Origin of the sequence: Streptosporangium sp. NBC_01639, assembly GCF_045209755.1 — a bacterium.
In the GTDB taxonomy this organism is placed as follows: Bacteria; Actinomycetota; Actinomycetes; order Streptosporangiales; family Streptosporangiaceae; genus Streptosporangium.
The window spans coordinates 5949995-5972515 of sequence record NZ_CP109272.1 but is presented as its reverse complement, the minus strand read 5'-3'; the positions used below and the strand labels follow the sequence as shown (position 1 = coordinate 5972515).

The 22521-nt window shown below is 71.1% G+C and carries 23 protein-coding genes; 13 read left to right on the top strand and 10 right to left on the bottom strand.

What is annotated here, in order from left to right; all coding sequences use genetic code 11:
- Positions 1 to 13 precede the first annotated feature (13 nt).
- Genes OHA77_RS27340 through OHA77_RS27325 form a run of 4 tightly spaced genes read right to left on the bottom strand, consistent with a single transcriptional unit; the run spans position 14 to position 3619 of the window.
- Positions 14 to 424 carry a MaoC/PaaZ C-terminal domain-containing protein gene (locus tag OHA77_RS27340; RefSeq protein WP_406312299.1) on the bottom strand — a complete coding sequence of 137 codons (411 nt, stop codon included), beginning with the start codon at positions 422 to 424 and terminating at the stop codon, positions 14 to 16.
- Positions 424 to 1383: a bifunctional MaoC family dehydratase N-terminal/OB-fold nucleic acid binding domain-containing protein gene (locus tag OHA77_RS27335; protein ID WP_406312298.1), complete on the bottom strand. Its 960-nt coding sequence runs from the start codon at positions 1381 to 1383 to the stop codon at positions 424 to 426. Before OHA77_RS27335 ends, OHA77_RS27340 begins: the two co-directional genes overlap by 1 nt.
- Complete coding sequence (locus OHA77_RS27330; protein WP_406312297.1) at positions 1380 to 2534, bottom strand: acyl-CoA dehydrogenase family protein; 1155 nt, start codon at positions 2532 to 2534, stop codon at positions 1380 to 1382. Before OHA77_RS27330 ends, OHA77_RS27335 begins: the two co-directional genes overlap by 4 nt.
- On the bottom strand, positions 2534 to 3619 hold the full coding sequence (locus OHA77_RS27325; RefSeq protein ID WP_406312296.1) for an acyl-CoA dehydrogenase family protein: 1086 nt from the start codon (positions 3617 to 3619) through the stop codon (positions 2534 to 2536). The genes OHA77_RS27330 and OHA77_RS27325 overlap by 1 nt, the downstream gene beginning before the upstream one ends.
- A 281-nt stretch (positions 3620 to 3900) precedes the next feature.
- On the opposite strand from OHA77_RS27325, the gene OHA77_RS27320 reads away from it, so the two are divergent.
- From OHA77_RS27320 to OHA77_RS27275, 10 genes are all read left to right on the top strand, one after another.
- A complete protein-coding gene (locus tag OHA77_RS27320; RefSeq protein ID WP_406312295.1) occupies positions 3901 to 4614 on the top strand; it encodes a TetR family transcriptional regulator in 714 nt (237 codons plus the stop codon).
- Between the two features lie 128 nt (positions 4615 to 4742).
- Positions 4743 to 5900 (top strand): steroid 3-ketoacyl-CoA thiolase, encoded by a 1158-nt coding sequence (locus OHA77_RS27315; RefSeq protein ID WP_406312294.1) that lies wholly within the window; start codon positions 4743 to 4745, stop codon positions 5898 to 5900.
- 131 nt (positions 5901 to 6031) lie between these two features.
- Positions 6032 to 7051: an MBL fold metallo-hydrolase gene (locus tag OHA77_RS27310; protein ID WP_406312293.1), complete on the top strand. Its 1020-nt coding sequence runs from the start codon at positions 6032 to 6034 to the stop codon at positions 7049 to 7051.
- A gap of 37 nt (positions 7052 to 7088) precedes the next feature.
- The gene (locus tag OHA77_RS27305) at positions 7089 to 7763 is read left to right on the top strand and encodes a FadR/GntR family transcriptional regulator (protein ID WP_406312292.1); all 675 of its coding nucleotides are present in this window, start codon (positions 7089 to 7091) and stop codon (positions 7761 to 7763) included.
- A gap of 76 nt (positions 7764 to 7839) precedes the next feature.
- Positions 7840 to 8838: an Lrp/AsnC family transcriptional regulator gene (locus OHA77_RS27300; protein ID WP_406312291.1), complete on the top strand. Its 999-nt coding sequence runs from the start codon at positions 7840 to 7842 to the stop codon at positions 8836 to 8838.
- 519 nt (positions 8839 to 9357) lie between these two features.
- Positions 9358 to 9762 (top strand): GntR family transcriptional regulator, encoded by a 405-nt coding sequence (locus OHA77_RS27295; protein WP_012891422.1) that lies wholly within the window; start codon positions 9358 to 9360, stop codon positions 9760 to 9762.
- A complete protein-coding gene (locus OHA77_RS27290; protein WP_406312290.1) occupies positions 9759 to 10646 on the top strand; it encodes an ABC transporter ATP-binding protein in 888 nt (295 codons plus the stop codon). The genes OHA77_RS27295 and OHA77_RS27290 overlap by 4 nt, the downstream gene beginning before the upstream one ends.
- The gene (locus OHA77_RS27285; protein WP_406312289.1) at positions 10643 to 11686 is read left to right on the top strand and encodes an ABC transporter permease; all 1044 of its coding nucleotides are present in this window, start codon (positions 10643 to 10645) and stop codon (positions 11684 to 11686) included. The genes OHA77_RS27290 and OHA77_RS27285 overlap by 4 nt, the downstream gene beginning before the upstream one ends.
- Positions 11683 to 13101 carry a S41 family peptidase gene (locus OHA77_RS27280; protein WP_406312288.1) on the top strand — a complete coding sequence of 473 codons (1419 nt, stop codon included), beginning with the start codon at positions 11683 to 11685 and terminating at the stop codon, positions 13099 to 13101. The genes OHA77_RS27285 and OHA77_RS27280 overlap by 4 nt, the downstream gene beginning before the upstream one ends.
- A 12-nt stretch (positions 13102 to 13113) precedes the next feature.
- The gene (locus OHA77_RS27275) at positions 13114 to 14286 is read left to right on the top strand and encodes an alpha/beta hydrolase family protein (protein WP_406312287.1); all 1173 of its coding nucleotides are present in this window, start codon (positions 13114 to 13116) and stop codon (positions 14284 to 14286) included.
- A gap of 114 nt (positions 14287 to 14400) precedes the next feature.
- Here the strand turns inward: OHA77_RS27275 and OHA77_RS27270 are convergent, their stop codons facing one another.
- Positions 14401 to 15738, bottom strand: a complete 1338-nt coding sequence (locus OHA77_RS27270; protein ID WP_406312286.1) for a carotenoid oxygenase family protein — start codon at positions 15736 to 15738, stop codon at positions 14401 to 14403.
- Between the two features lie 77 nt (positions 15739 to 15815).
- Here OHA77_RS27270 and OHA77_RS27265 point away from each other — a divergent pair, with 77 nt between their 5' ends.
- Positions 15816 to 16367 (top strand): PadR family transcriptional regulator, encoded by a 552-nt coding sequence (locus OHA77_RS27265; RefSeq protein WP_406312285.1) that lies wholly within the window; start codon positions 15816 to 15818, stop codon positions 16365 to 16367.
- A 27-nt stretch (positions 16368 to 16394) separates the two neighbouring features.
- On the opposite strand, the gene OHA77_RS27260 is transcribed toward OHA77_RS27265, so the two are convergent.
- From OHA77_RS27260 to OHA77_RS27250, 3 genes are all read right to left on the bottom strand, one after another.
- Positions 16395 to 17603, bottom strand: coding sequence for a zinc metalloprotease (locus tag OHA77_RS27260; RefSeq protein WP_406312284.1), 1209 nt, complete (start codon positions 17601 to 17603; stop codon positions 16395 to 16397).
- A gap of 12 nt (positions 17604 to 17615) precedes the next feature.
- Positions 17616 to 17942, bottom strand: a complete 327-nt coding sequence (locus OHA77_RS27255) for a hypothetical protein (protein ID WP_406312283.1) — start codon at positions 17940 to 17942, stop codon at positions 17616 to 17618.
- 244 nt (positions 17943 to 18186) lie between these two features.
- Positions 18187 to 18597 (bottom strand): cupin domain-containing protein, encoded by a 411-nt coding sequence (locus OHA77_RS27250; protein WP_406312282.1) that lies wholly within the window; start codon positions 18595 to 18597, stop codon positions 18187 to 18189.
- 59 nt (positions 18598 to 18656) lie between these two features.
- Between OHA77_RS27250 and OHA77_RS27245 the strand changes: the two genes are divergently transcribed.
- Positions 18657 to 19127, top strand: coding sequence for a MarR family winged helix-turn-helix transcriptional regulator (locus tag OHA77_RS27245; protein ID WP_406312281.1), 471 nt, complete (start codon positions 18657 to 18659; stop codon positions 19125 to 19127).
- A 111-nt stretch (positions 19128 to 19238) separates the two neighbouring features.
- On the opposite strand, the gene OHA77_RS27240 is transcribed toward OHA77_RS27245, so the two are convergent.
- Positions 19239 to 19961: a TetR/AcrR family transcriptional regulator gene (locus OHA77_RS27240; RefSeq protein ID WP_406312280.1), complete on the bottom strand. Its 723-nt coding sequence runs from the start codon at positions 19959 to 19961 to the stop codon at positions 19239 to 19241.
- A 91-nt stretch (positions 19962 to 20052) separates the two neighbouring features.
- Between OHA77_RS27240 and OHA77_RS27235 the strand changes: the two genes are divergently transcribed.
- Positions 20053 to 21444, top strand: coding sequence for an MFS transporter (locus OHA77_RS27235; RefSeq protein ID WP_406312279.1), 1392 nt, complete (start codon positions 20053 to 20055; stop codon positions 21442 to 21444).
- Positions 21445 to 21511: 67 nt separating this feature from the next.
- Here OHA77_RS27235 and OHA77_RS27230 read toward each other — a convergent pair whose 3' ends face one another.
- A complete protein-coding gene (locus OHA77_RS27230; RefSeq protein ID WP_406312277.1) occupies positions 21512 to 22456 on the bottom strand; it encodes an aldo/keto reductase in 945 nt (314 codons plus the stop codon).
- Positions 22457 to 22521 lie beyond the last annotated feature (65 nt).

The following is a 22521-nucleotide window of genomic DNA, read 5'->3' as shown; positions in this document are numbered from 1 at the left end:
GAGCGGACCGCGGTCAGTGGCCGGGGAGGACGAACCGGACGGTGCCGGAGGCGTGGTCGCCGAGGCTCACCCTGCCGCGGACCTCGACCGTGAACTCGCCGTCCTCGCACGCGGCCACGGTGCCGGTGAAGGTGAGCGTGTCCCCGGCGTAGGCGGGGGCGCCCAGTTTGACGTTGATGCCGCGGATCAGCGCTTCGGGGCCCGCCCAGTCGGTGACGTAGCGTTCGACGAGGCCCATCGTGGTCAGGATGTTGAGGAAGATGTCCTTCGAGCCCTGTGCGCGGGCGCCCTCGACGTCGTGGTGGACCGGGGTGAAGTCCATCGTGGCCAGCGCCGTCGAGACGATCACGGTGGGGCTGAGCTCGATCACGAGATCGGGGAGGAGGGATCCGACCTCCACCTGATCGTCGGTAAGTGTCCGCATCATGTCTCCCGGGGGGCCCACATCGGCAGGATCAGCTCGTCGTCCATCTGGCGGTAGGTCACACGCAACGGCATACCGATACCCACTTCTTCAAGCGGGCAGTCCACGACACCGCCCACGATCCGCACGCCTTCCGGCAACTCCACCACAGCGACCACAAAAGGCGCCTTCAGCCCCGGAACCGGGGGGTTGTGGTGCACGACGTAGCTGTAGAGCTCGCCCTCGCCACCGGAGACGACGTACGTCCGGTTGGCCGAACGGCACGACGGGCAGACCGGGCCCGGGGGGTGCCGGAGTTCGCCGCAGTCCGCGCATCTCTGGATCCGGAGCTCCCCCTTGGCGACACCTTCCCAGAAGAACGCCGTGTCTTCGTTGACGGCGGGCCGGAGCGGATACGGCTCGCGGACGCCGGAGGTGGTTTCCCGCTCCCGGGGATGAAATTTCAGTATCCGGAACAGCATGCGGGCCACCGGCTCGTCCCCGGAGTACCAGGTGATGTTCCAGGTGACGAAGTAGCCCTCGCCGAGCGCCGTCCGCTTCGGCCCGGAGAGCCCGGTGAACCGGGTGGCCGGGACCAGCCGTTCGCCGAGCCGCAGGTAGCGGTGGTAGGTCTGCTCGCAGTCGGTCGCGACCACGCCGGTGTAGCCGCCCGCGTCCAGTGTCCCGAGCACCTCGTCGATCGGGCTGCTCTCCTGCTTGTCCCTCCCGTCCACGCCGGGCATGTTCCAGACCTGGATCATCGCCGGAGGCGCCACGATCTCCCCGTGCACGCTGCCCGCCGCCGCCTCCGCGTCGGTGTAGACCGGGTTGGCGTCGCCCATCGCGGCGGTCCAGTGCCGGATCATCGGGAGGTTCACCGGGTCCGCCGCGGCGACGCCGCGCACCTCGCCGACCGCCACCTGCCGCTCCGCCAGGGCCGTCAGCAGGTCGTGGAGGCCGGGCCCGGCCGCCGCGCTCATCGGGGCGGCCTCGGCAGGTTCAGGCCGAGCATCGCGATGAGCTCGCGCTGGACCTCGTTGACGCCGCCGCCGAAGGTGAGCACGATCGCGCCCTTGACGCCGCGGTCGAGCCGGTCGACGAAGTCGGCCGTCGCCGGGTCGTCCGGGTCCCCGAAGCGGGCCAGGACCTCGCCGACGACCCTGCCGACCTCCTGCATCCGCTCCGAACCGTAGATCTTGGTCGCCGAGGCGTCCGGGGCGCCCAGCCAGCCCAGGTCCATGTTGGCCGCGACCTGCCAGTTCAGCAGTTCGTTGGTCCGGAAGCAGGCGTAGACCCGGGCGAGCGCCCGCCGCACGGCGGGCTCCTCGACCAGGCCGGTGTCGCGGGCCCAGCGCAGGAACCTGTCGTAGGTGTGGGCGATGTTGCCCGCCGGGCCCAGGGTGACCCGTTCGTGGTTGAGCTGGTTGACGATCAGGTCCCAGCCCTTGTTCTCCTCGCCCACCACCATGTCCACCGGCACGCGCACGTCGGCGTAGTAGGTGGAGTTGGTGTGGTGGCGGCCGTCCATGGTCATGATCGGGGTCCACGAGAAGCCGGGGTCGGCGCAGTCGACGATCATCATCGTGATGCCGCGGTGTTTCTTCGCGGCCGGGTCGGTGCGGGCGGCCAGCCAGATGTACTGGGCGTGGTGCGCACCGGTGGTGAAGATCTTCTGGCCGTTGACGACGTAGTGGTCGCCGTCGCGGACCGCGGCGGTGCGCAGGGACGCCAGGTCGGTGCCCGCTCCGGGCTCGCTGTAGCCGATCGCGAAGTGGCACTCCCCCGCCAGGATGCGCGGCAGGAAGAACTCCTTCTGCGCCGCGGTGCCGTACTGCATGAGGGTCGGGCCGACGGTCTGCACCGTGATGATCGGGTAGGGCACCTCGGCGCGGGCGATCTCGTTGGCGAAGATCTGCTGCTCCAGCGGCCCGTACCCGCCGCCGCCGTACTCCTTCGGCCAGCCCAGCCCGAGCTTGCCGTCCCGGCCGAGGGTGCGGCAGTGCTCCATGTAGACGTGGCCGAACGGGTCGGCGGAGATCTCCTCGCGGTCCTCGGCGGTCAGGCAGGACCGGAAGTACTCGCGCAGTCCGTCGCGGAGCCGCTTCTGCTCGGGGGTCAGGTCGATCAGCATCAGACGAGCGCTCCGATCGTGTCGAGCCGGGCCTCGACGCCGCCCAGCAGGTGGGCGTGGTGCTTGCCCCAGGCGAAGTAGCGGTGCAGCGGGTAGGTCACGTCCAGGCCGACCCCGCCGTGCAGGTGCTGGCAGGTGTAGAGCGCCGCGAGCGCCGAGTCCGTCACGGTGAGGGCGCCGACGGCCAGGTCGGCCTCGGCCTCCTCCGCCGGCCCCTCGGCCAGCCGCCACACCCCGGCCCACATGGCCACGTCCAGCGTCCGGCCGGCGATGTAGACGTCGGCGATCTGCACGGTCACCGCCTGGAACTCGGCCAGCGCCCGGTCGAACTGCCTGCGCGTCCTGATGTACTCCGTGGTCAGCGCGAGCGCCCCGGCCAGCACGCCGGAGGCGACGGCGACGGTCCCGGCCAGCGCCAGCCGGCGCAGCCCGCCGAACGCCTCGCCGTCCTGGCTCCCCAGCGGCTCGCCCGGGGAGCCGTCCAGCGTGAGCGTGGCGGCGGGCTCGCCGGTCGAGACGCGCAGGGGCCGCAAGCCCGCCGTCTCCGGGGCGACCAGGAACACGCCGACGCCGTCCTCGGTGGCGGCGGGGACGAGGACCTTCGACGCCTCGGCCGCGTACGGCACCGCGCCCGTCCGCCCGTCCAGCACCCATCCGCCGCCGTCCCTACGGGCGGTCACCGCGGGCGTGGCGCCGAGGGCGCGGCCGGGCTCACGCAGCGCGGAGGTCAGTACGGTCTCGCCCTCGGCCAGGGGTGCCAGCGCCTCGCGCTGCTCGCGGGAGCCGTACCGGGCGACGGCCAGCGCCGCGACCAGGCTCTGCTGGACGGGGACCGGGGCCACGTGCGCGCCGATCTCCCGTAGCACGACCGCCAGTTCGACCGGCCCGAACCCGGCGCCGCCCGCCTCCTCCGGGAGGCAGACGCCCAGCAGCCCGGCCTGGGCGAGGGCGCCCCACAGCTCCGCGTCGTACGGCGCGCCGCTCTTCTCATGGGCTTCGAGCCTGCTCCCTGTCACCTCCCGGCCGAGCAGCTCCACCGCGAGTTTGCGCAGGTCACTCTGTGTCTCATCAAGATTGAAGTCCACTAGCGCTCCAGAGGGTGCCGCCGGCGGTGCCGGATGAACTCGTCGATCTCGGTGATGCCGCCGGGTGCCGAGGTCCGCCCGTCCCGGACGCCGCGCTCCCGGCGATGATGCTCGGACCAGCCGTTCCGAAAAGTAGAACGGATTCTATTATTTGTCCATAGGCAACCGATCGCAATAAGCGGCGACACATCGCCGTAACGCATATGCCGTGAAAGGGCGGGTCATTTTTGTAACTGGCGGGTAACCCATCGGAGTATTCGGAAATCAGATAACGTGTTCTCATGCGTACCCCGCATCTGACCATCGAGGCGCCTCGCGCCTCGCGCCTCCCCGGCCCGCCGCCCCCCAGCGCCGCCGGACGGGCCACGACCAAGGGGGCACCCGGCGTGCAGAGCGAACCGGCGTCCTCGGGCGTCCGCACCAGGAGCCAGCACCAGCGGCGCAGGCGCATCGTCCAGGCCGCCGCCGCCCTGGCCTCGCGCGGCGGCGTCGAGGCCATGCAGATGCGCACCGTCGCCGAGCGCGCGGGAGTCGCCCTCGGCACCCTCTACCGCTACTTCCCCTCCAAGATGGATCTCGTCGTCGCCGTCGTCAGCGAGGAGCTCGACCTCCTGGAGAGCAGCATCGAGCGCCGCCCGCCCGGCGCCACCACGGCCCCGGGCCGGGCCGTCGACGTCCTGATGCGGGCCACCCGCGGCCTGATGCGCGAGCCCGAGCTCGCCGACGCGCTCATCCGCTCACTGATCATGGCCGAGGTGGACACCCCCTTCGGGGACCGCATGACGGGCCTGCTGCTGCGCGTCGCCGGGGACGAGCTCACCGCGGAGACCGCCACCGAGGAGCAGTTCGCCCTCGCCGGCTCGCTGGCCAGCGTCTGGGTGCACGAGCTGCTGGAGATGCTCCGCGGGCGCCGCACCTACGAACAGATCCAGCGCCGCATCGAGATCGCCGCCACCCGCCTGCTCGCCGATCTGCAGCCGCCCGCTCCGGCCTGAGACCTTCCGCCTGAAACTGGAACGCGTTACGGTCGCAGTCGGAAGGTGACCAGAGCGACGTTCTAGAGAAACGCGCCAAGGGACCGGCGCGCGGACGCCGGCTCCAAGCCGCCGGGCGAGGGGATCGTATGGGTGCAGTGATCGTCGAGGCCGTGAGAACCCCGATCGGCCGGCGCAACGGCCTGCTGGCGGGGCTGAAGCCGCAGGCCCTGCTCGCCGCGGCGCTGAACGGCCTGCTCGGCAGGGCGGGGATCGACCCGTCCGTCGTGGACCAGGTCTTCGCCGGATGCGTCACCCAGGCGGGCGAGCAGGGCGGGCACGTCGGACGGTACGCCTGGCTCTACGCCGGCCTGCCGTACCAGACGGGCGTGACCACGGTCGACGCCCAGTGCGGCTCCTCCCAGCAGGCCGTGCACCTGGTCGCGGCCCTCATCCAGGCGGGTGTCATCGACGTCGGCGTCGCCTGCGGCGTCGAGGTGATGAGCCGCGCACCGCTGGGCAGCAACGTGCTCCCGGCCAACCCCCGGCCCGACGACTGGACCGTCGACCTGCCCGACCAGTTCACCGCCGCCGAGCGGATCGCCCGCCGGCGCGGGCTGACCCGCGAGCGGCTCGACCGGTTCGGCGCCCGGTCACAGCGGCTGGCCGCCGAGGCATGGGCGCAGGGCCGGTTCGACCGGGAGATCGTCAAGGTCACCGCACCCGTCCTCGGCGAGGACGGGCAGCCGACCGGGGAGAGCCGGACCGTGCACACCGACCAGGGGCTGCGCGAGACGACCGTCGAAGGGCTGGCCAGGCTCAAGCCGGTGCTGGGCGACGGCACCCTGCACACCGCGGGCACCGCCTCCCAGATCTCCGACGGCGCGGCGGCCGTGCTGCTGATGAGCGAGGAGGCCGCCGCCCGGCACGGCCTGCGCCCCCGGGCCCGCATCCTCGCCCAGACCCTCGTCGGCGCCGAGCCGTACTACCACCTGGACGGACCGGTGGACGCGACCGCCAGGGTCCTGTCCGCCGCGGGCATGACCGTCGCGGACATCGACCTGTTCGAGGTGAACGAGGCGTTCGCCTCGATCGTCCTCTCCTGGGCGTCGGTGCACGGACCGGACATGGACCGGGTCAACACCGGCGGCGGTGCCATCGCCCTCGGCCACCCGGTCGGTGCGACCGGCTCCCGGCTGATCACCACCGCCCTGCACGAGTTGGAGAGATCCGACTCGTCCACCGCCCTGGTGACGATGTGCGCGGGCGGGGCGCTGGCCACGGCGACCGTCCTCGAACGGTTGTAGGAGTCCGTCCCGATAATGAGCAGCCGTCCTGGACAGCCGTGAAAACGGTCCCAGGACGGATGGAAGAACCGTCCCGGACGGCTGAGGAGCCGGTTCCGGGCGGTTGTGAGCAGGAATAAGGAGCACCACCCGTGAAGTCCCGCCGCAGGCCGTACAGCGAGCAGCGCCCGATCGACACCGGCGGCGGGGTGTGGAGCGTGCCCGTCCCGATCCCCGGCAGCCCGCTCGGCTACACCCTGGTCTACGCGATCGAGTCCCCCGCCGGGCCGGTGCTCGTCGACACGGGCTGGAACCATCCGGAGGCCTGGCTGGCGCTGCGGGACGGGCTGTCCTCCGTGGGCATGGACGTCCGCGACGTCCGGGGGGTCGTGGTCACCCACTTCCACCCCGACCACGCCGGGCTGGCCGGGCAGGTCCAGGAGGAGTCCGGGGCCTGGATCGCCATGCACGAGGCCGACATCGCGATGGTCAAACTGCTGCGCGGGTTCGGCTCCGAGGGGCACCGCGAGTTCCGGGCCGACATGCTGCGCCGTGCGGGCGCGGCCGTGGTCGAAGTGGAGGAGGCGTCGGCGCACCAGCCGAAGCCGCCCGCGCTGCCCGACCGGACGCTCCACGACGGCGACCTGATCGACCTGCCCGGCCGCAGGCTCCGTACGGTCTGGACCCCCGGCCACACCCCGGGCCACATCTGCCTGCACCTGGAGGACGCCGGCCGGATCTTCACCGGGGACCACGTACTGCCGGCGATCACCCCGCACATCGCCGTCTACCCCTACGACCGCGCCGACGTGGACCCGCTCAGCGACTTCCTGGAGTCGCTGGAGAAGGTGGCGGGCCTGGGCGACCTCGAAGCCCTGCCCGCCCATGAATGGATATTTCAGGATGTGGCAGCCAGGGCGACGGAGATCCACGCCCACCACGAGGAGAAGCTCGTACGGCTCGCCGCCCTGCTGGCCGAGGCCGGAGAACCTCTCACCATCTGGGAGACCGCCGCCCGGATGACCTGGAACCGTTCCTGGGAGGAGCTGTCGGCGATGCTGCGGGGCATGGCCGCCGGGGAGGCCGCGGCCCATCTGCGCACCCTGGAGGCCCGGGGCGTGATCCGCCGCACACCGGAGGTGGACCCGGTCCGCTTCGCCCTACACTCATAGACATCCGATGTATGAGGGACCCAGGGGATGGTGAAGCGTGGCGGTCACCGACGCCGCTATCGACAAGATCAAGCAGATGATCCTCTCGGGTGAGCTCTCCCCCGGCAGCAAGCTGCCGAAGGAGGCCGACCTCGCCGAACGGCTCGGCCTGTCCCGCAACTCCCTGCGGGAGGCCGTCCGGGCGCTGGCCCTGATCAACGTGCTGGACGTGCGCCAGGGCGACGGCACATACGTGACCAGCCTGGAGCCGCGGCTCCTGCTGGACGCGATGTCGTTCGTGGTGGACTTCCACCAGGACGCCACCGTGCTGCAGTTCTTCCAGGTCCGGCGGATCCTCGAACCGGCGGCGACCGCGATGGCCGCGTCGCGGATGACCGAGGCCCAGGTGGACGGGCTGCGCAGGATCCTCGCCGAGTTGCCCCCCGATCCGAGCGTGGAGCAGCTCGTCGCCAACGATCTGGAGTTCCACCAGCACATCGCGGCGGGATCGGGCAACGCGGTGCTGTGCTCCCTGATCGAGAGCCTGTCGGGCCCCACCACCCGGGCGCGGATCTGGCGGGGCCTGACCCAGGAGAACGCCCTGGAGAAGACCCGCGAGCAGCACGCCGCGATCTGCGACGCCATCGCCTCCGGACAGCCCGAGGTCGCCCGCGCCTGGGCGACGGTCCACATCGCCGGGGTGGAGGAGTGGCTGCGTAGCGCACTCGCCTGAAAACGCACATATCCGGAAAGATCATAAAGCCGTACGCTTGGGGCGGACCGATCCTGCGATCATGAGGATGAGCCCTATGCAGCCACTCGACGGAGTCGACCTGAGGGTGGTCGCCGCCCTGCAGGTGAACGGCCGGGCCACCTGGGACCGGATCGGCCGGGTGCTGAACGAGCCGACCCGCAGCGTGGCGCGGCGGGCCGCCCGGCTCCGGGAGTCGGGGATGCTCTCGGTGGTCGGACTGCTCGACGACCGGCGGCTGGGTTCGGCCGTGCTCCGGCTGCGCTGCCGCCCCGGCTCGGCGGTCGCCGTGGGCGCGGCTCTCGCCGAACTGCCGCAGACCCGGTCCGTCACGCTGGTCTCGGGGGCGGTGGACTGCGTGGCGGAGCTCGCGGTGGCCGACGACGCCCTGGAGGACCTGCTCCTCCTGGTCATCCCGGAGATCGACGGAGTGCTGGAGATCATCGCGTATCCGGCGCTGAAGTATTTCAGCACTCCCCTGGACTGGCATCTCAGCGTGCTCACCCGGCAGGAGGTCGAGGGGCTGCGCGAGCAGTGGACCTCGGCTCCGGGGCGCGCACAGCGCGCATCCGAGGCCCTCTCCGCCGAGGACGGACAGATCATCGCGGCGCTGGTCGGCGACGGCCGCGCCACCCACGCCGAGGTCGCGGCGGCCACCGGGACCAGTGAGTCGACGGCCCGCCGCCGCCTGGACTCGCTGCTGCGCCGGGGCACCCTGCGCATCCGCGCCGAGATCGAACCCGCCTACCTGGGGCTGCCGACCGAGGCCGTGCTCTGGATCCGGGTCGCCGAGAGCGAGGTGGAGGCCATCGGCCACACACTGGCCGGCCGGCCGGCGGTCAGGTGCGTCGTGGCGGTGGCGGGCGACCACCAGCTGGTCGCGCAGGTCGCCCTGCCCAGCCGGGCGGAGCTGTACGCGCTCCTGCGGGTGATCGGCGGGCTGCGGGGCATCCGGGCCATCGAGACGACCGTGATGCTCCGCTCGCTCAAGCGCGGTTTCATGATCAAGAAAGACGGCCGGGTGGAGCGCCGGGCCGGCCCGACCGGCTCCTCGTGACGCCGGGCAACGGGCCGTGCAGCACGGCGGGATAGGCATAGGCGGCAAGGACGCCCCCGTACGGCTCGACGGAGGACATCCCGCGGATGCCGCCGCCGTACTCCCCTGTGGCCGGGGCACGGGCGGGAGCTTTGCGGTCGGCGAGGAGGACCGGACCCCGGGTGCGGCCGCCGCGGAGACGGGGTAGGAGCCGGGCGGTGCCCGACTGCCGGCGTACCCAGTCGGTCGCGCCGCCCTTGGACAGGACCCTGCTGCGTTTGCCGTCCGGCTGGAGGTCGGCGATCCCGGCCGAGGGGGATCACATCGGCGGTGCCGGCGCTCATCATTTCCAGCCTTCTGCCCTGCCGCGGGAAATCCGGTATGCACTGCGGCAGCCCTTCGGCGCGGCAGCGGAAAGGTCTGCCCCGGCGTGGGGCTGAGGAGCGATGGACCGCTTCGGGCGCCGCCGGGCGAGGCCTGTACAGCGATCCTTATGATCCTTTAACATCTGGGATTCTAAAGTACTAGCAGGCTAGATAAATGGAGAAGCCAGTGATCGAGTTCCATCTGGACGGTAGGTCGGGTGTTTCGCCGTACCTGCAGCTGGTCCAGCAAGTACGGCATGCGCTGCGGCTCGGCGTGCTGCGCGAGGGCGACCAGATGCCGACTGTCAAGGAGGTCGTGGCGCACTTGGCGATCAACGCCAACACCGTCCTGAAGGCCTACCGGGAACTCGAGCACGAGGGTCTGGTCGCCGCCCGGCCGGGGGTGGGGACGTTCGTGACGGCGACGCTCACCAACGCCTCGCTGGCCGCGCACGGCCCGCTGCGGCTGGAACTGCAGCGCTGGCTGGCCAAGGCCCGCCGGGCCGGCCTCGACGACGAAAGCATCGAGGCCCTCTTCATGACCACCTTTCGGACCACCGCCCAGGAGGACATCGCGTGAACACCGTCTTACAGGCCCAGGGCCTGGGCAGGAAGTACGGCAAGCGCTGGGCGCTGCGCGAGTGCACCATCGACATCCCGGCGGGCCACGTCGTCGGGCTGGTGGGTCCCAACGGAGCCGGCAAGACCACGCTGCTGAAGCTGGCCAGCGGCCAGCTGGAACCGACGGCGGGCGGCATCACCGTGCTGGGCGGCCGGCCCGCCAGTGGCCCGGCGCAGTTGGCCAGGGTCGGGTTCGTCGCCCAGGACACCCCCGTCTACGCCGGGCTGACCGTCGCCGACCACCTGCGGCTGGGAGCGCGGCTCAACCCCCGCTGGGACGCCACCATGGCGCGGGACCGGATCGCGCGACTCGGTCTCGATCCCGCCCAGCGGGCAGGCAGGCTGTCGGGCGGCCAGCGTGCTCAGCTCGCCCTCACCCTGGGCCTGGCCAAGCGGCCCGAGCTGCTGATCCTGGACGAGCCGGTCGCCTCGCTCGACCCGCTCGCCCGCCGCGAGTTCCTGCAGGGCCTGATGGAGGCCACGGTCGAGCACGAGTTCAGCGTGATTCTCTCCTCCCACCTGATCTCCGACCTGGAACGGGTGTGCGACTTCCTGATCGTGCTCGTCGACTCGCGCGTCCAGGTGGCCGGGGAGGTCGACAAGCTGCTGGCCACCCACCACCGGCTCACCGGCCCGCGCCGCGACCCCGACCGGCTCCCCGCCGACCAGCACGTGGTCTCCGCGCGCCACACCGACCGGCAGAGCACCTACGTGATCCGTACCGACGCCCCGGTCCACGACCCCGCCTGGACGGTCACCCAGCTCAGTCTGGAGGACCTCGTCCTGGCCTACATGGACAAGCACACCACCGACCGGCGAGTGGCCCTGGAGGTACAGCGATGATCTGGCTGACCTGGCGCCAGTTCCGCGGTTCGGCCGCGATGATGGCCGCCCTGCTCGTCATCCTCGCCATCGCCCTGGCCCTGACCGGCCCCGGCTTGGCCTCCGACTACTCCGCCGGGATCGCAGCCTGCACCCAGGACAACACCTGCGACCGCTTCTACGACCGCTTCTTCGGCGGGCACGAGACCTCGTTCATGGCCCTGACTCTCGTCGTGCTGCTCCTGCCCGCGCTCGCCGGGCTCTTCTGGGGAGCACCGTTGATCACCCGCGAATTGGAGGCGGGCACGCACCTGATGGTGTGGAACCAGAGCATCACCCGCGGCCGCTGGCTGGCGGTCAAGCTCGGGCTCATGGGCTTGACCGCCATGGCCGTCACCGGCCTGTGCGGCCTCATGGTGACCTGGTGGTCCGACCCTCTGGACAGATCAGCCGCTGAGAACCTGGCCCTGATGGCTCCCCTGGTGTTCGGCGCGCGCGGCATCACCCCGATCGGATATGCGGCCTTCACCTTCGTCCTGGGCGTGACCGTGGGCATGCTGATGCGCCGCACGCTGCCCGCCATGGCCATCACCCTGGCCGTCTTCGCCGCGTTCCAGCTCGCCATGCCGCTGCTGGTCCGCCCCCACCTGATGCCCCCGATCACTGCGACCTTCGAGCTCGGCAAGGCGAACGTGGACGGCATAGGCATAAATCGGGACCGAGGCGGATATGTGGATATTCGCCTGAGGTCGGCCGTTCCCGGCCACGCGGGCGCCTGGGTCCTATCCGGCAGCCTGGTCGATCCGTCCGGCCGTACGCTGGGCACCGGCGGCGAAGCCGCCGCCCAGGTCTCCACGACATCGGGACCCTGCGCACCGTCGGCAGGCGCCGGGGACGGCTGCATGGTCGAGATCAACCGGCTCGGCTACCGGCAGCAGGCGACCTACCAGCCCCTTGAGCGCTTCTGGCCCTTCCAGTGGATCGAGACCGGGATCTACGCCCTGCTCACCCTCGGCCTCTCGTGGTTCTGCTTCTGGTGGATCCGCAGGCGCCTGTCATGACCATCAGCAGGATCGCGACCGCCGGGCTCGCCCTCGTCCTGGCGGCGGCCTGCACGGCACCGACGCCGCCGCGCAGCCAGGCGAGCACGGCAGCCGGTACGGCCTGCGCGCAGCCGCAGGGGCGCCCCGGGGCGGAGACGGCCACCACGATCGACGTCATCGAGCAGGCCTACTTCTGCATCCTCGGCAACTACTACAGCGGTGCCACGCTGGACGCCCGCGCGCTGCTGAGCGCCGGATTCGCCGCCCTGACCCAAGAGCTCAACCGCAGCGGGCGCGATGTGCCCGAGGCGGGCATGCCGGCGCTGACCGGCGACCACAAGACCGACTGGACCGCCTTCGAGGCCGCCTACCGCAAGACCACCGATCAGGTCCCCGGCCTCCGCGACAAGCTGGCCGTCGTCACCCTTGAGGCCATCGTGGCCGGCCTCGGCGACAACCACGCCCGCTGGACACACGACGTCAAGCGGCCGCCCGACTACTACGACGGCGACGGCTACGGCCTGGGTCTCCAGGCGAACGTCAACGGCCCGCAGGTGGACGGCAACCCCGGCGTCGCCCTCCCCCCGCTGTTCGTCACCACCGTGCAGGGCGGCGCGGCGCAGGCCGCCGGGCTGCGCCCGGGCGACATCATCGAATCGATCAACGGATCGGCGCCCTTCCTCGACGGGAAGGCCACTCCCGCGATCGCCGTCCTCTACCCGCAATATCCGCAAGCGCGTCCGGTCCGGCTGCGGCTCCTGCGGCAGAGCACCGGCCGTCGCTGGAGCGTGACGCTCAAGCCCGGCCTCTACCAGCGGGATCTGGCCGCCCTGCAAGTGGTGCGGTCGAAGCTGCTGGAAGACGGCATCGCCTATGTACGGCTGACCGGGTTCGCTTCCGACTCCGCCGACAGGGTTTTCAAGGCGATCTCCAGGCTGCGCACCGGCCGGACGCTGTCCGGCGTCGTGCTGGACCTGCGCGGCAACGGCGGCGGCAGCCCTGTGGAGGCGATCCGGCTGGTGAGCGCGTTCGGCCACGGCAAGGTCACCGCCTACCAGTGCACTGTGGACGGCAAGTGCGCGACATCGTGGACCGACGACACCGTCGAGCTGCTCAACCTACCGCTGACGGTGCTCACCGACCGTAGTTGCGCCTCGGCCTGCGAACACTTCAGCTCCGCGGTCAAGGACCTGCGCCTCGGCCGGCTGGTCGGCACCAGAACCGCCGGGGTCATCTCCGGCCCGGCGCAGCCGTACCTGCTCAGCAACAACACCACGCTGAGCTTTCCCGCCAGGCACCACCTGGGACCCAACCGCGAGGTGATCGACCGGATCGGCGTGCCGCCCGACCACCACGTGCCCCTGACCCCGAAGGACGCGGCCGCCGGGCGCGACCCCGCGCTGGCCAAGGCCCTGACCTTGCTGAACAAGTGAATGGACCTCGCGATGAGACAGATCCTGGCAGTCGCCGCGGGACTGGTCGTCCTGGCCGCGTCCGCCTGCTCCGCGCCCACGCCGCCCCGGACCGCCGCTCTGCCGGCCACACCGACCGGCCCCGCCACCCTGCCCGCCCCCACCGGCGCCTATCCGGTCGGCACCACCGCCCTGTATCTGAAAGACGCCTCCCGCCCCGACCCCTGGAACCTCGACGTCGACGCCAGAGAGCTCAAGGTCACCCTGTGGTATCCGACCAAGCAGCGGGACGGGAAGCGCGCGCCGTACATGACGCCGAAGGAATCGGAACTCGCCATGAGGCGCTACGGGATCGCGGACGTCCCGGACGACACGCTGAGCAAGACGCGCACGAACGCCATCGAAGACGCCGAACCCACGGGGCGGAGGCTTCCGCTGGTGGTGCTCTCCCCCGGCTTCACCAATCCGATGAGCACACTCACGTCCCTCGCCGAGGATCTGGCCAGCCGAGGGTATGTGGTGGCCGGGATCGACCACACCTACGAGAGCTACGCCACGGCCTTCCCCGACGGTCGGGTCGCCGAATGCCTCGCCTGCGACAGCGACACCGACCCCGGCTTCGGCACCGGAGTGGTCCAGGGCCGGGCGGCTGACGTCTCCTTCGTCCTCGACCAGCTCCCCTCGAAGTGGGACGGTTCCGACCGGATCGACCGCTCCAGAATCGCGATGGCCGGCCAGTCGATCGGCGGAGCCGGCTCCGTGGCAGCCATGCTGAGGGACTCCCGCGTGCGCGCCGGCATCGACATGGACGGCACCACCTACGCCCGCATCCCCAAGAGTGGGCTCTCCCGGCCGTTCATGTTCCTGGGTTCGCCGCAGCACGCCCCCAGCGGCGGCGACACCTCGTGGGAGCGCGACTGGAAGCTGCTGACCGGATGGAAGCGCTGGATCGTGCTGTCGGGCGCGGAACACCAGTCCTTCACCGACGGCCCGCTGCTGGCGGGCGCCCTCGGCATCAGCCCCGTCTCCGGTGTTCTGCCCGCGGCGCGCTCCGCCGAACTCACCCGCACCTACGTGGCGGCCTTCCTCGACCAGCACCTGAAGTCCAAGCGGCAGCCCCTCCTGGAGGGGCCGTCCTCGCGCCACCCCGAGGTCACGTTCTGCCCCGCGACCTGCGGCCCACCCACCGGCCGGCCGCGTTCCTGACCTCTCAGGTCAATACGGCCAGGGCGTCATGGTGATGTGGGAGATCGGAGCGAGGCAGCGCCGGTCGGCGCCACCGGCACTGTGACGGCGCCGAGGACTGGGCTCACCCGAGCGTTACGGTGCCGGCCTGTCGGCGATCCATGAGCCGTGGAAGCCCGCTGGGACGGCGCGTGGCAGGTCGACGGCCGCGACCGGTCGTGCGGCCAGGTCCGACGCGTCGAGCACCAGGAGCTGGGAGGCGCTGCCGTCGTGCCGGGTGGTGATGGACAGCAGCCAGCCGTCGTCTTCTCCGCGTGGACCGGAGGTGGCCGGTACGAAGACCGCCTCGCCGATGACGGTTCCCGGCTTGAGCCGGTGGCTGCTGGTGCCTCCGCTGGTGAGGTCGTATTTGACGATCGCGGAGTCGTCGCTGGTGTAGAGGTAGCGGGCGGCGCGGCCGATGCGGTCGTCGTCCAGTGTCGGGAACTCTATGGCGCGGTCGTCGAGCGCTTGTTCGGTGATGGTGCCGGCGGTGGGATCGAGGGTCCAGCGGTGCAGCCGTGCCGTACCGTCTGGAGCGGCGGCTGCGGCAGCGGCAGGGCCGGCCGGATCGGCGCCGCCGCCTGCCATGCGCCAGACGGCGGTGAAGTCGGCGGGGCTGTAGCGGACGGCGTGGAGCACGATGCGCCCGAAGGCGTCCTCGTGGGCGTTGCCGACATGGAAGACGTAGCAGGGTTCGATGTCGAACCAGCGCACCGGGGCGTCGGGCTGGTCGTGGCGCATGACTCCGAGCCGGGCACCGTAGGTGTCGTCCCATCGGTAGGGCATGGTCTTGCCGACCAGCTGCGGCTGGAAGGTGACCGGCAGGTCGAGCCAGACGACGTGGTGCTCGGTGATCGCGAAGTCATGCATCATGGTGCCGCCGGGGACCGTTACCTCGCGGCTGTGCACGAGTGCGCCTGAGGCGTCCAGGCGGTGGTAGGTCAGGTAGGGCGGGCGCACGCCGTAGCCGAAGAAGTGCAGGTCACCGGTCACGGGGTCCTGCTTGGGATGGGCGGTCATGGCGGTGGTCAGCCGTCCATGGAAGTCCAGGGCCCCGACGGTGTCGAGGTCGGGGGTGATCTGGTAGGGCAGGCCGTTCTCCACCAGCGCGAGAATGCGCCCTGCATGCTCGATCACATGGGTGTTGGCCGACACCGCCGTCAATTCACGGCCGCCGTCAGCTCTCACGTATGGCAGGCCGGCGAGTTTGCCGGTGCGGACCCAGCGATTGCGATACCACTCGGCGCGGCCGTCGCGCAGCCGGACGCCGTGCAGCATGCCGTGCCCGTTGAACCAGTGGCCGGGCCGCTCACCGGGCAGCGGGTTGGGGCCGTTGCGGAAGTAGCGGCCGGTCAGCTCTGGCGGCAGGGCGCCTGATACGGGCAGATCATAAGCGTCGATCTCATCGGGCACGGGGGCCATATAAGACATGTCATCTCCTTGGTGAGGTTCTCGAGTCTTCTCCTATCCAATTGGATATGTCAACCTGGAGAGGTAGAGTCGGGGTCATGGCACTGCGATACGCCCTGCTCGGTCTGCTGTCGGAGCGGCCTGCGAGCGGCTATGACCTGGCCAAGGTGTTCGAGGGAGAGCTGGGGAGTTATGCGTGGCAGGCCGGCTACAACCGGATCTATCCCGAGCTGGCACGCCTCGCCGACGAAGGGCTGATCGAACCCGCCGGCGAGGGTGCGCGAGGCCGTCGCGCCTATGCCCTCACCGATGCGGGGCGCAGCGAGTTGCGCGCCTGGCTGCTGGCGCCCCGCAAGGGTGGCGCGGTCCGCAACGAGCCGGTGCTGAGGCTGTTCCTGCTGTCCGCGCTCGAACCAGAAGACGCTCGCAGAGTACTGCGCGAGATCGCCGACAACAGCGAGATCCAGATCGCCGAGCTCGGCCACGCGATGGCGGCAGACACGCCGGTCTCACCCGACGGAAGTCTGCCTTTCGGCTGGCTCGCCGCCGGCTACGGACTACGCCAGTACCAGGCGTCCCGCGACTGGGCCGTATGGGCGCTCGGCGAGCTCGACAAAACAGAGTATCGACGCCCGGCACCGCCCCCCTGACTCCACACGCACACGGAGGACGGGCGCTCAGCCGAGCAGGGCGACGAGCTGCGTGTAGACGGCCGAGAGTTGCTGCCACCGCGCCGCGTCCCGGGCTTCAAGCCGTCCCTCGGCCGCGGCCGAGGAGTAGCCGGCCAGGACGGCACCGAGCTGCTGCACGACGACGATCAGTGGGTCGATCTCGGCCGCCGCCCGGCCGCCGAGCACGAACGGCACGGCGCCGTCGTCGGGGGGCTCTTCGACGAACTCTTCGGGGGGATTGCCGCCGCAGGGACCGGTGACCCCGATGCTCGACCGCGGGCCGTCGAGCGCCGCCTGCATCCGATCCACCTGTCCCCTGGTGAACATGAACATCGCCACGTCGTCCACGTAGTCCATGTAGTTCATGAACAGGTCGCCGCCGGGTCCGTTCTCGCACGAGACGTGCGGGAACGTCGGCGTCCCGAAATTGGGTCCGCCGGCGTTCGGCGTGTCCGCGACGAAGTCGGAGCCGGTGCACCCGGTCCCGTCGTCGCCCCAGATGTGGCGCAGATTGAGCCAGTGCCCGATCTCGTGGGTGGCGGTGCGCCCCAGATTGAACGGCGCGGTCGCCGTCCCCGTCGCACCGAACGCGCTGTGCAGGATCACGACGCCGTCGGTGGCCGCCGGGCCCCCGGGGAACTGCGCATAACCGAGCAGCGCCCGGCCCGCCGTGTCGCGGAGGTTGCCGCAGGTCCAGATGTTGAGATACCTGTCGGCGGGCCACGCGTCCGCGCCACCGGTGGAGGCGAACTTGACGTTGTCGGTGTCGGAGGTGAACGAGGAGTTCGAGGTCGAGGTACGGGTGATCCCGTTGGTCGGGTCGCCGTGCGGGTCGACGTCGGCCAGTTCGAAGGTGACCCGGGCATCACCGATCAGGGGGGCGAAGTCCGGGGGTGTCGACGACCGGTCGGGGTTCGTCGCGCGGAAGTCGGCGTTGAGCACCTCGATCTGGCTCCGGATCTGGTCGTCGGAGATGTCCTCCGCCGCTGTGCGATGGAGAACGTGGACCACGACCGGGATCCGCGTGCACCCGGTGCGCAGGACCGCCGCACCGAAGGCGAGCACCCGGCTCGTGCGGTTCTCGATCTCCGATCTCACGTCCGCGTAGCCCGGGACCGTACGGAGCAACCGCTCGTTGACCTCGTCGGTGGCACACACCCTGCGGGTGGGCATCTCGTTCTGCGGCGTCTCCTTGGTGCGTTCCTCGGGTGGCATGGGGGGCCTCCTCTACGCCTGGTGAACCGGCCGCAGATCCAGTCGCCGCCGGGTCACGGAAATGACTTCGTATCTCGCTGTCCATCCGGGACAGCGGATGTGCAGGACATCGCCCTGGAGTTGCCAGACGCCGTCACCGGTGGTGATGCCACGGTCGTCCGGGCCAGGCGATCCGGCTGTGGCGATGCCGTCCGGGCGCAGAGTGAACGTCTCCCGTCCTCGCGACGGAGGGAGGTCGTAGTCGACCGGGCGGAAGACCTGGATTCCTTCGGCATCCTCCTCGTGGGAGTGCGACCACGAACCGACGAGAGAGGAGGGATTCATACTCGACGCTGCCATGGCACCTCCCCGTTCGTGCTCGTCGTCGTCAACCCGCCGCATACATATGATCGGAGTTGATCAAGTTGTCGCTACCGGTGTTTTCCGGGCGGCTTCTGCTCCCTCCGGGTCGACGGCTTCTTCGTCTGATTCCGCCGTACGGCGGGCGGCTCACCGCCAGGGTTTTCGCCCCGGCGGCGAGCCGGCCCGCACAAGGCGGTGCCGGCCGCGCGGAAGCGTGGTGGTCCGAAGCCTCCGACGCCCCTCAGACGACCCAGGCCGGCAGGAGCTTGTCGCCGTCGGGGACGGCGCAGTGCGCCGAGACGCGGGTGTCGTCGACCACGTAGGCGCGCATGCTCGCGGGGGCGACGACGATGGCGGCGAAACCGGTCACCGGGTCCGAACCCAGGCGGCGCGGCACGTCGGCCGGGATGACGAGGGTGTCGCCCGGCCCGACGGTGAGCTTCTCACCGCCGAGGTCGACGGTCGCGCCGCCGTCCAGCACGGTCCACACCTGCTCGGCGTCGATGACGTGCGGCGGGCCCACCTGACCGGGGCCCATGTCGACGCGCCAGACGGCCTGTGCCGAGCCGCCCTGGGTCGGGGAGGCGAGCGTGGTCATGACGGCGTTGGGCGTCTCGGTCCGGCGGCTTTCCGCATGGCGGATGACAGTCATCGCGTGATCCTCTAAATTAGACAACGTGGTTGCCGAAATAGTGAACCAGGTTGTCTATCGTGTCAAGTGACCCACCGGGATTCGAGCTGCCGCTCCGGCTGTTCCTCGGCTTCCGCGTCCTCATCGACGAACTCCACGCCGAGCTGGCCAGGCAGGGCCATCCGGACATGCGGCCGATGCACGGCTTCGTCTTCCAGGCGATCGGCATCGACGGCACGACGGCGGCCGAGCTCGGCCGCCGCCTGGGGGTGTCCAAACAGGCGGCGGGCAAGACCGTCGACGCGCTGGAGCGGCTCGGCTACGTGGAGCGCGGCTCCGACCCGCACGACGCGCGGCGCAAAGTCGTACGGCTCACCGAGCACGGCGTCGACTCCCTGGTGCGCTCGGCCCGCATCTTCGACGACCTGCGGGCCCGCTGGGCCGAGACGCTCGGCGAGGAGCGGCTGCGCGCGCTGGAGGCCGACCTGCGCAAGGTCACCCCGCTGGACGTCTTCCCGCTCGACGTCCCCGGCTGGTTCGGCGGCCACTGACCGGCGGCCGCCCGAGGGCCTCCGCCACGCGAGCAGGCCCGGCCGGCTCCCACGCACCCAGGCCCGGCCGGCTCGGTCGGCGATCGTCGGCCGATGAGGGGCGACGCCCCTTCAGGCCGGGGCGGCCGATCTCTCCCCAAGCCCCAGGCTCCGGGTGAGATCACGCAGTTCGTCGAGGTAGACCCGGCCCGCGTCCCTCGTCTGGCCGCGCAGGTGGCCGTAGACCTCAAGGGCGACCAGACCGTGCATGCGGCCCCAGACGCGCAGCGCCAGCGCCACCGCCGCGGGAGGCAGGCCGGGGAACTCCGCACGGACCAGACCCGTCAGGATCGGATCGAAGTCGGTCCAGTCGTATCCGCCCGGCTGCCGGGCCACGGCCTGCGGCCAGGCCGCGGCCACCAGGCCGGTGAGACCCGCGCAGGCGCGGTGCGCGGCCTCGGCGGCGGCCCCGCCCTCCGGCGCCTGGTAGCCGGGGACCGGGTCCCCGTAGATGAGCCGGAAGCCCTCGGGATTGGCCAGGGCCCACTCCCGCAGCGTCTGCCCCCAGGCCAGGATCCGGCCCGCCGCGTCGTCGGCGGGCACGGCGTCGCGCGCCGCCTCCACCGTGTCGACCAGTGAGGTGTAGACGTCCGTGATCAGTGCGCTGACCAGCGTGTCACGTGTCTCGTAGTAACCGTAGATGGCTCCCGCGGTCATGCCCATCTCGCGGGCGATGGCCCGCAGCGTGATGGCGTCGGGCCCGCCCTCGGCCATCAGCCTGAGCGCGACCGTCTTGATCTCGGCGGCCGTCTCCGCTCGCAGGCGTTCTCTGCGGCTCGGTGTTGAGACTCCCATGGCCGACACTCTACAGGGTTGCGCTACCGAACGCCGTGTTCTAGCTTAACGCCGTGTAGTAAATATTCGGCATGCAGAGAAAGCTCGACACGTGAATGTGAAACGACTGATCCTCCTGGCGTTCTCCCAACTGATCGTCGCCCTCGACTACAACATCGTTTATGTCGCGCTCCCCGACATCGGGCGTGAGCTCGGTTTCTCCACCCAGAGCCTGCAATGGGTCGTCAGCGGCTACGCCATCGGGTTCGGCGGCTTCCTGCTGCTCGGTGGCCGTGCGGTCGACCGCCTCGGCGCGCGGCGTATGCTCGTCCTCGGCCTCGCGCTCTACGGCATCTCGTCGCTGGCCGGGGGGCTCGCCGCCGATCCTGGCCTGCTCGTGGCCGCCCGCGCGGTCCAGGGACTGGGCGGCGCGCTGCTCGCCCCCGCGACCCTGGCGCTGATCTACTCCGGCTTCGCCGAAGGGCCGGCGCGCAACCGGGCGCTGGGTGCCTGGGGAACCGCGGGCAGCGCCGGCCTGGCCGCCGGTGCGCTGCTCGGTGGTGTGCTCACCGCGACGTGGGGCTGGCAGTGGGTCTTCTACGTCAATGTCCCGCTGGTCCTCGTCGCGATCGTCGCGGCACTGCGGCTGCTGCCCCCCGACCCCGCACGCGGGCACGGCGGCTTCGACGCGCTGGGCGCGCTGCTGGCCACCGCCGGCTCGACGCTGATGGTGCTCGGCCTCGTCAGCGGCCCCGAGGCGGGCTGGACCAGCCTCCGCGGCCTGGGTTCCCTGGCCGCCGGGGTCGTCCTGATCGGCGCCTTCCTCATGGTCGAGGCCCGCGTCCGGGAACCACTCGCCCCGCCGCGTCTGCTCGGCAACCGCAACCTGGCCACCTCGATGCTGGTGATCCTGTTCTTCCAGAGCGCGCTCGGCGGCGGCTACTACCTGCTCACGATGTATCTGCAGCCCGTGCTCGGCTACAGCGCCCTGCAGGCCGGTCTGGCCTTCCTGCCGCTGACGCTGCTGTCCATGGTCGCCGCCGGCCGGCTCGCACCCGCCCTGTTGGGACGATGGGGAGTGCGGACCACCCTGATCGCCGGAATGCTGGGCAGCGGTGTCGGAATGGCCGCCCTCTACGCGGGCATGTCGGCGGACGGCTCCTTCTGGGCGCTCATGCCCGGCACCGTGATCTGGGGCCTGTCGGGCGGCTTCACCTTCGTCGCCATGTTCGCGGCGGCCGGGTCCGGCATCGCCCCGACAGAGCAGGGCGTCGCCTCGGGGCTGGCGACCACGGCCCAGCAGATCGGCGGGGCCATCGGCCTGGCCGTCATCATCGCGGTGGCCAACGCGGGCGAACCGGGAGCCGGCAGCCTGCGTACGGCCGGCTGGGTGGCGGCCGCGGCCTCCATCGCGGGCGCCCTCATCGCCCTCACCCTCAGGCGGCGGCCGACCGCCGCCGCGCAGGAGACGACCACCAGCTCCATGGAAGGGATCAACAGGTGAACCGCACCGACCTCGTACAGAAATACATCGAGATCTGGAACGAGAAGGACGCCGGCCGCCACCCTGTTCAGCCCGGGATCAGCTCCTCGGCCGCCAGTTCGGTCCAGAGGTCCTCGGGGACGGGCCGGGCGACCAGGGCGGCGTTGCGGGCGACCTCGGCGGCGGACCGGACGCCGACCACCACCGAGGCGACCGCCGGATGGCGGAGCGGGAAGGCCAGCGCCGCCTGGGGCAGGGTGACGCCATGGCGTTCGCACACGGCCGCGATGCGGCGGGCGCGGGCGAGCAGCGGCTCAGGGGCGGGGGCGTAGTCGTAGGTGCCCGACGGCTCGTGGGTGGCGAGCAGCCCGCTGTTGAACACCCCGGCGGCGAGCACCGAGACGCCCCGCTCCTGGCAGAGCGGCAGCAGCTCCTCCGCTCCCGACCGGTCGAGGAGGGTGTGGCGGCCGGCCAGCATGACCATGTCCACACCGGTCTCCCGGACGAACCGGGTGAGCATCTCCGCCTGGTTCATGCCGACCCCGACGGCCTTGACGACCCCCTGGTCGCGCAGCTCGGCCAGGGCCGGATACGCCTCGGACACGGCCTGTTCCCAGTGGTCGTCCGGGTCGTGGATGAGCACGATGTCGACCGTGTCGAGGCCGAGCCGGAGCAGGCTCTCCTCCAGCGACCGCCGTACGCCGTCACGGGAGAAGTCCCACACCCGGCGGAGGTCGGCCGGGACGTCGAACCCCTGGTCGTCCCGGCCGGCGGGGCCGCCGTCGGCCGCCGGCACGAGCAGGCGGCCGACCTTGGTGGACAGGGTGTAGGAGTCGCGGGGCCGCCCGGCCAGGGCGGCGCCGAGCCGCCGTTCCGACAGGCCGAGCCCGTAGTGGGGCGCGGTGTCGAAGTAGCGGAACCCGGCGTCGTAGGCGGCGTCCACCGTCGCCTTGGCCTCGTCGTCGCCCACGGCGGTGAACAGGTTGCCGATCGGGGCGGAGCCGAACCCGTAGGTGCTGAGGGGGAAGGTCATCGAATCTCCTTGAGCGTGGAGCCCTCGGGCTTCGGCCGTGGGGAGGAGGCCGGAGCAGCCGGAGC